The organism is Methanobrevibacter sp. UBA188 (genome assembly GCF_905234905.1).
In the GTDB taxonomy this organism is placed as follows: Archaea; Methanobacteriota; Methanobacteria; order Methanobacteriales; family Methanobacteriaceae; genus Methanocatella.
Genome location: NZ_CAJOJM010000062.1, coordinates 1 through 6,026 on the forward strand (window position 1 = coordinate 1; position 6,026 = coordinate 6,026).

At 34.7% G+C, this 6,026-nt stretch carries 5 protein-coding genes; 2 read left to right on the forward strand and 3 right to left on the reverse strand.

Translation table 11 applies throughout. From position 1 onward, the window contains the following. On the forward strand, positions 1 to 552 hold a 552-nt coding region (locus QZ143_RS08885), incomplete at its 5' end, for a hypothetical protein (protein WP_292883341.1). A gap of 8 nt (positions 553 to 560) precedes the next feature. Then, positions 561 to 737: a hypothetical protein gene (locus QZ143_RS08890; RefSeq protein ID WP_292608907.1), complete on the forward strand. Its 177-nt coding sequence runs from the start codon at positions 561 to 563 to the stop codon at positions 735 to 737. A 32-nt stretch (positions 738 to 769) separates the two neighbouring features. Here QZ143_RS08890 and hisD read toward each other — a convergent pair whose 3' ends face one another. The 3 genes from hisD to QZ143_RS08905 all read right to left on the reverse strand — a co-directional run. Beyond that, the gene (hisD, locus tag QZ143_RS08895; RefSeq protein ID WP_292883346.1) at positions 770 to 2,041 is read right to left on the reverse strand and encodes a histidinol dehydrogenase; all 1,272 of its coding nucleotides are present in this window, start codon (positions 2,039 to 2,041) and stop codon (positions 770 to 772) included. A 7-nt stretch (positions 2,042 to 2,048) separates the two neighbouring features. After that, positions 2,049 to 3,698, reverse strand: coding sequence for a dihydroxy-acid dehydratase (ilvD, locus tag QZ143_RS08900; protein WP_292883349.1), 1,650 nt, complete (start codon positions 3,696 to 3,698; stop codon positions 2,049 to 2,051). 283 nt (positions 3,699 to 3,981) lie between these two features. Continuing rightward, the coding region (locus QZ143_RS08905; protein ID WP_292883352.1) for a hypothetical protein at positions 3,982 to 6,026 on the reverse strand (2,045 nt) is incomplete at its 5' end.

The following is a 6,026-nucleotide window of genomic DNA, read 5'->3' on the forward strand; positions in this document are numbered from 1 at the left end:
ATTAATAATTTCATATCCCACAATAAAAATACACTGAAAATCCTTAAGGAATTAAAACCGCTATTGAAAAAACATTTTCCCAATTGTAATTATTCATTAGAGCTTTGTGAAAAATTAGGTTGGACAACAGAAACAAAATTACTATTAAATATAGAAGTTAGTGAAAAAATGTTTTTTAATGGAATGTTAAAGCATTTTAATGAAATTTACAAAGAAATAGAACCATTAATTGAAAATATTGAAAATACAGTTGTGCTGTTCCCAGTAATAAAAAACAAAGAATTTGAAAAGATGGATAACAATTCCGCAATAAATCTAATTGCACGAACAGCATACTTCAACAATTACAATGATGGAATAATTCAACGGGAAGTGAGTTTTAGAGAAATCCCTAAATCCCAACAGGAAAAGGAAATAATTGAATATTGCAAAACTCATGAAAATCCAAATATTTCAGACATTGTCTATGACCTGCAATTGCAGCTTTTTGATGTGGATGACATATTAACAGAACTGGAAGAAAAAGGAATTGAAATGAATGTTAAATATTAGGTGATTAGATGGGGACTTATGTTAAAAAAGGAGATAAAATTAAAGGAGAAAGGATACAATGTGAAGCAAGGAAAATTAGCAATCCTGTTCCCATTCCAAAAAGTGGCCGTCACAAAACGCAACAAATAGTTATACGAAACAATGCAGAATGTGTGATTAAAAAAGAATCAAAACATAATAAATAAAAAGAAAGTTTATAAGGACATTACTTATAAACTTATTTCAATCTTGTTTTGAATGAATTTGCATGTGCAAAGAATCCTTCATATTCAGCAATCGGGACTGAAGTTTTTGATAGCTCCTTAAGGCCTTCTTTTGTTAATCTTTGAACAGTCGGTTTTTTGATGAACGCCTCAGTTGAAAGACCGGAATACATTTTGGCTCCTCCTCCGGTAGGCAAAACATGGTTTGTTCCGGATCCATAATCTCCTGCAGCAACTGGTGAATATGAACCTAAAAATATTGAACCTGCATTGTTAATGTGTGATAATGTCTCGTCATCGTCTTTAGTGGATATGATTAAGTGTTCTGGAGCGTATTCATTTGTAACATAAATAGCCTCATCCATTGTGTTTGTGATAATGATTTTTCCGCTTTTAGACAATGACTCTTCAATAATTTCGCGCCTTGGAGCTATTTGGGTTAATTGATTAACAAATTCATCTGTTTTAATTGCCAAATCTTTGCTATCAGTTACCAGGAAACATGAAGCGTTTGGGTCATGTTCTGCCTGTGCCAAAATATCAGTTGCTAAAAATTCAGGATTTGCACTATCATCAGCCAATATCAACACTTCTGATGGACCTGCAGGAAACTCGATATCTACTTGACCATATACCAATTTCTTTGCTGCAGTAACGAATATATTACCTGGACCTACAATTTTTTCTACTCGAGGTATTGATTCGGTACCATATGCAAGTCCTGCAATTGCCTGAGCACCACCAACTTTGTAAATCTCATCAGCACCTGCGATGTCAGCTGCAACCAGAATTGCATCTAAAATTTTTCCATCTTTTTGAGGCGGAGTCACACAGACCACTTTTTTTACGCCAGCAATTTTTGCAGGAATTACAGTCATTAATATTGATGAAGGGTAAGCCGCACGACCACCAGGAATATAACATCCAGCAGAGTTAATCGGCCTTACAATTTGACCTGCAACTATTCCAGGATTTACTTCCAATTCCCATTCAGATGGAATTTGTTTTTTATGAAATTTTTCAATATTTGATGCGGCTTGTTTCAGTGCAACAAGTAATGAATCATCTAAAGTATCATAAGCCTCTTCAATTTCATCTTTGGATACTTTCAAATTTTCTATTGTAACCCCATCAAACTTCTCGGTATATTCACGAATAGCATCATCCTTATTTAATTTAACGTTGTTTAAAATATCAGAAACTATGTCCAGTACCTTGTTTACATCTTCTTCTGATCTTTTGATTGTTTCGGTTAAATCTATTTCAGAATAATTTAGTATTTCCATTTTAACACTACCTCATAATAGCGCCTGTATCTGCTGAGTGAACTAATTTTTGATATATTGCTAACCACCCATCAACATCACTTTCTGGGTGTTCAATAGATTTTAATCTTTCTTCAATTTCTGCATCGGAAAGTTCAACATTAATGATTCTATTGTTAATGTCAATTTCAATTATATCACCGTTTTGTATTGCGGCAATTGGTCCGTCTTCTCTTGCTTCTGGAGATACATGCCCTATGCAAGGCCCTCTTGTTCCACCGGAGAATCTTCCATCAGTTATTAATCCCACATCCTTGATGTTCATTCCAGCAAGGGCAGATGTTGGATTTAACATTTCACGCATTCCAGGACCTCCTTTAGGACCTTCATATCTGATTACGACAATATCTCCCTCTTCAATTTCATGGTCAAATATAGCCTTGGTTACATCTTCTTCAGAATTATAAACTTTTGCAGGGCCTTTAAGATGCATTAAATGGTCTGCTACAGCACCTTTTTTAACTACACTACCATTTGGAGCCAAATTACCTTTCAAAATAGCAATTCCACCATCTTCATGTACCGGACTGTCCAATGTATGAATGACATCAGTGTTTTTGTTTTCAACAGTTTCCAGGTTTTCCCTAATTGTTTTTCCGGTTACTGTCAATTGACTGGTATCGATTTTATCTCCTAAAGTTTTTAAAACCGCCTGAATACCACCGGCCAGGTGCAAGTCCATCATTGAATCTTCACCGGCAGGAGATATAAGTGTAATATGTGGAACTTCTCTTGATATCTTATCGAACAATTCCAAATCAACATCTATGCCATCAACTTCACTGGCAATGGCTGGAATATGTAATGCAGTATTGGATGATCCTCCCAAAGCCATGTCAACAGCGATAGCATTATTGAATGCCCCTTGTGTTAAAATATCTGATGGCCTGATATCGTCCTCAACAAGCTTTATGATTTGTTTTCCAGATTCAAATGCAATCTGATTGTTTTCATCTGTTCTTGCATGGGTTGTAGCACAGGTCGGAAGGGACAAACCAAATGTTTCTGTAATACATGCCATGGTATTTGCAGTAAATAGACCGGAGCAGCTTCCAGCTCCAGGACAGGCACATTTTTCAAGTTCTTTGACTTCTTCTTCAGACATTTTACCGGCAGAATAAGCACCAACAGCTTCAAATACAGTAATCAAATCTGCAGGTTTTCCATTATATTCACCGGATGCCATCGGTCCACCGGTAACTACAATTGAAGGTACATTTACTCTTGCAGCACCCATAATCATTCCAGGAACTACCTTATCACAACTTGGAATCAATACAAGCCCGTCAAATGCATGGCCTTTGGTCATGGACTCAACGGTTGCAGCAATTATTTCACGTGAAGGAAGGGAATATTTCATACCTTCATGATTCATACTGATTCCGTCACATACTGCCATGGTGTCAAATTCGAATGGAATACCTCCGGCAGCGATAATTCCTTCTTTTACAAACTCGACCAATTCCCTTAAATGGATATGGCCTGGAACAATGTCTGTAAAACTGTTAGCAATTCCGATGAATGGCTTTTTAAAATCGTCATCATCTAAACCGCAAGCTCTTAAAAGAGATCTGTGTGGAGCTCTTTGAATTCCTTTTTTAACATTATCACTTATCATTTAATCACACAATTTAATTTAATCATTAATATTTATCTCGTTCATGACTTTTATAATATTGTAAATGAAAAAAATGTTGAATATGATTTGTGATATGTAGATTAATCATTTAAATTAATAATATGAGAATGAGAACTACAATAATTATGAAAAAACCCATTATTAAAACAATGGAATTGTAGTAAAACTATGAAATTTTTAAACGTGCATATCATTAAACATGCATTAATGTTTTCATCAAAAAATAAAAAAAGTATGGGAAAATTAATTTCCCATTGTGTTTCTAATCTTTTCTTCTTAAAGTTACACCTGCAATTGTAAGGAGCGCTAAAAGAACCATTACAATTGGATTACCTGTAGCATGCATTTTTGGAGTTTGTGAAACACCATCTGCATTATGTTCTTCTTCTGGAGTATCATTGACCATTATATCGGCTGTGTCGTTGTTATTGGAAAGGTCACTATCATAAGTATCAGATGTGACACTTGCTTTAACAATTACAATACCGCTTTTCAATGCTTCAGTGTTAAGTATAAGAGTTACCTCTTCACCCGGAGCTAAATCTCCAATAGTCCAAATTCCAGTTTCAGGATCATAAGTACCTTTAGAAGGAATGAAATCTAAAAGTCTTAATTCATCAGGTATTTCAATAAATGCATTAGTGTTAACTGCTGTGTCAGGACCGTTATTTACAACTGTGATAGTGATTTTAACTTTATCACCAACAGTTACATCAGTCCTATCAGGGTCAACAGTGATTACTAAATCCGCTTCTGGAGGAACTGTAATTGACTCATTGCAGTGATTATTTGCTTCATTAGGGTCATATGTGTCTGAAGTGACATCCGCCAAATTAACTATTATCTTATTAGTAGTTGCTACTAAAGTTTTAATTTTTAAAGTTACAGACTGTCCACTTGACAAATCTCCTACATTCCAAATTCCAGTTTTATAATCATAATTATTCAATGAATCATCTGAAACATAAATTAAACCTTCAGGTAATTTATCTGTTACTACAGTGTTTATTGCAGTATCTGCACCCTTGTTAGTAACAGTTATAGTCCAAATGATGTTATCGTTTTTATGTGGGATTGTATTAGAGACTGATTTAGTTATTTCTAAGTCAGCTTCGGGCACGACAATTAATGAATCATCATTATGATTATTACTTTCATCCGGATCGTAGGTATCTGATTTAACTTTAACATTATTTACAATAGTCACATTGGAAGCGTCCACTAAAGTTTCAATCCATATTGTAGCAGTTTCTCCACTTGCAATATCTCCAATAGTCCATACACCGGTTTCAGGGTTGTATGCTCCAGTTGAATTATCTGTAATGTAAATTAAACCTTCAGGCAATATATCAGTTGCAATCGCATTAACAGCAGTATCAGGCCCATCATTAATGACTGAGATGTACCATTTTACAGTATCCTTATTATGACAATCTATTGGATTAAAGATGTCAATTATTAAATCAAAGTCATTTAATTTAATCACAAATAAATCTGCAACTGGAATAGGATTGATAGTACAGTCAACAGTTGCGTTAGTACCATGAGGACCGACAACAGTTAAATTGTTAGTCAAATCACCAATATCATCAACAAAGACTTTAACAGTTATTACAGCACTGGATTTGGCTGAAATATTTGTAATGGTCCAAGTAATAACTTGACCGTCTACAACTTCTTTAATCAAATCAGCACCATCGACTTTTAAAGTTTCATTAAATATTAAGCCAACTGGTAAACTGTCTATAACAATCAACTCATCGACATAGGCATTATTTCCAGTGTTTTTGATTGTTAGATAATATTCGACAAATTCCTTATTGTACGGTTTTGTAGTATTTACTGTTTTTTCAGGGACAGGTAAAGGCACGATTTCGACTGTTTTATTTGCATCGTTGTTAGTGTAATCCCAGTCTTTCTCATCACAAGATGCGTTAACATTATTTGTAATGTCACTTGCAGGAGTCTTAGCATAGGAATTAATCACTAAAGTTACATTTGTTCCATTAGCCAAATTAGGAATGGTCCAAACACCGGTTTCATTATCATAAGTACCGCCAGTAACAGTACAGTTGATAAATTCAAACTCTTCAGGAAGCAATTCGCTTAATTTGACATTTGTTGCATTGGTACCGTTGCCCGCATTGGATATGGTTATTGTCCAGACAGCAACATCATCAACAAAGTACTCATCCTTATCACTGGTAATTTCAACTGACACGTCGACAATAGGAACAGGAGTAATAGTACAATTGACCATGTTTGTAGAATTACGAGGACCTTTAACAGTTAAATTATTAGTCAAAT